Source organism: Bacillus sp. SIMBA_005, assembly GCF_046535585.1.
GTDB classification, from domain to species: Bacteria; Bacillota; Bacilli; order Bacillales; family Bacillaceae; genus Bacillus; species Bacillus pumilus.
Genome location: NZ_JAWRWI010000936.1, coordinates 1 through 247, shown reverse-complemented (window position 1 = coordinate 247; position 247 = coordinate 1). Strand labels below are relative to the sequence as shown.

Annotated in this window: 1 protein-coding gene; it reads left to right on the top strand. The window is 41.7% G+C overall.

Annotated elements, in window-relative coordinates:
* On the top strand, positions 1-247 hold a 247-nt coding region (locus SB660_RS22825), incomplete at both ends, for an aldehyde dehydrogenase family protein (RefSeq protein ID WP_410584802.1).

Sequence of the window (247 nt, the reverse complement as noted above, 5' to 3'; positions counted from 1 at the left end):
CTAACATTTTACTTAAAATTGCGGACCGTATTGAACAAAACTTAGAAAAGTTAGCCGTTGCCGAAACATGGGATAACGGTAAGGCAGTACGGGAAACGTTAAATGCAGATATCCCTTTAGCGATAGATCACTTCCGTTATTTTGCTGGTGCTTTACGTGCACAAGAAGGCGCGCTAAGTCAAATTGATAATGATACGGTTGCTTACCATTTCCATGAGCCAATTGGGGTAGTGGGTCAAATCATTCC